The organism is Humitalea rosea (genome assembly GCF_003253705.1).
Classification (GTDB): Bacteria; Pseudomonadota; Alphaproteobacteria; order Acetobacterales; family Acetobacteraceae; genus Humitalea; species Humitalea rosea.
Genome location: NZ_QKYU01000068.1, coordinates 1 through 1,295 on the forward strand (window position 1 = coordinate 1; position 1,295 = coordinate 1,295).

Consider the following 1,295-nt stretch of genomic DNA (forward strand, 5'->3'; position numbering starts at 1 on the left):
CAGGTTGCGGAAATTCGGCTGTTCAAACCGGTGTTGATCTGATTCGCTGATTCTGTGGATTGGGGGCGGTATGATGCGTGGAGCGGATCGTCAGACGGCGGCGATGTTCAGTTATCTGAGCCCGGAGGCGATGGTGCCGGCGGGCCACCCGCTGCGGCTGATCCGCCCGATCGTGAACGCGGCGCTGGAGCGTCTGTCGGGTGAGTTCGACAAGCTGTATGCGGCGGGCGGGCGGGACTCGATCGCGCCGGAGAAGCTGCTCCGCGCGCTGCTGCTGCAGGCGTTCTACTCGGTGCGCTCGGAACGGCAGTTGATGGAACAGATCACCTACAACATGCTGTTTCGCTGGTTTGTCGGGCTGTCGATGGACGCAGCCGTGTGGGACGTGACGGTGTTCACCAAGAACCGCGATCGGCTGGTACGGGGCGACATCGCGCGGGCGTTCTTCCAGGCGGTGCTGGCGGCGCCCGAGGTCGCGCCGCTGCTGTCGTCGGAGCATTTCTCGGTGGATGGCACGCTGCTGGACGCCTGGGCCTCGATGAAGAGCTTCCGGCCGAAGGATGGCAGCGGCGAGCCGCCGGCGCCTGGACGCAACGGGGAGCGGGACTTCCACGGCGAGAAGCGGAGCAATGCGACGCACGCCTCGACCACTGATCCGGATGCGCGTCTGGCGCGCAAGTCGAACGGCCAGGCGGCGAAGCTGTGTTACGCGGGGCATGTGGTGATGGAAAACCGCCACGGCCTGGTGGTGGGCGAGACGACGACGCTGGCCACAGGCACGGCCGAGCGCGACGCCGGGCAGGCGATGATGGCGCCGCTGGCCTGGCCTGGGCGGACGACGCTGGGTGCCGACAAGAACTACGACACGCAGGGGTTCGTGGCGGCGATGCGCGAGATGGGCGTGACGCCGCATGTGGCGCAGCACAAGAATGGCCGGAGTTCGGCGATTGATGGCCGCACCACGCGGCATGCGGGCTATGCGGTCAGCCAGGTGATCCGCAAGCGGATCGAGGAAGTGTTCGGCTGGGGCAAGGAGGTGGCGGGGCTGCGCCGGATGCGGCTGCGGGGTCTGGCGCGTGTCGGCTGGGCGTTCACGCTGCGGGTCGCGGCCTACAATCTGGTGCGTTTGCCCAAGCTGCTGGGAACTACGGCATGATCGCGCCCGAGATGTGTCTGGTGTCGAGACATGCCGCCGCAAGACCATCGCCAATCGTCCCAAACAGAGCAAAATGCCCAGCAATGCTCAGGCGAAAGCCAGGAAATCGGCCAATCTCGACACGTATTTCCGCAGCCTG

At 66.2% G+C, this 1,295-nt stretch carries 1 protein-coding gene; it reads left to right on the forward strand.

Going from position 1 to position 1,295, the window contains the following annotated elements; all coding sequences use genetic code 11:
- Positions 1-73: 73 nt before the first annotated feature.
- A complete protein-coding gene (locus C8P66_RS23380) occupies positions 74-1,156 on the forward strand; it encodes an IS5 family transposase (RefSeq protein WP_111400674.1) in 1,083 nt (360 codons plus the stop codon).
- Positions 1,157-1,295: the final 139 nt, after the last annotated feature.

Coding starts and splice junctions, on each gene's coding strand:
- C8P66_RS23380 (WP_111400674.1), top strand. CDS start 74: ATGCGTGGAGCGGATCGTCAGACGGCGGCGATGTTCAGTTATCTGAGC.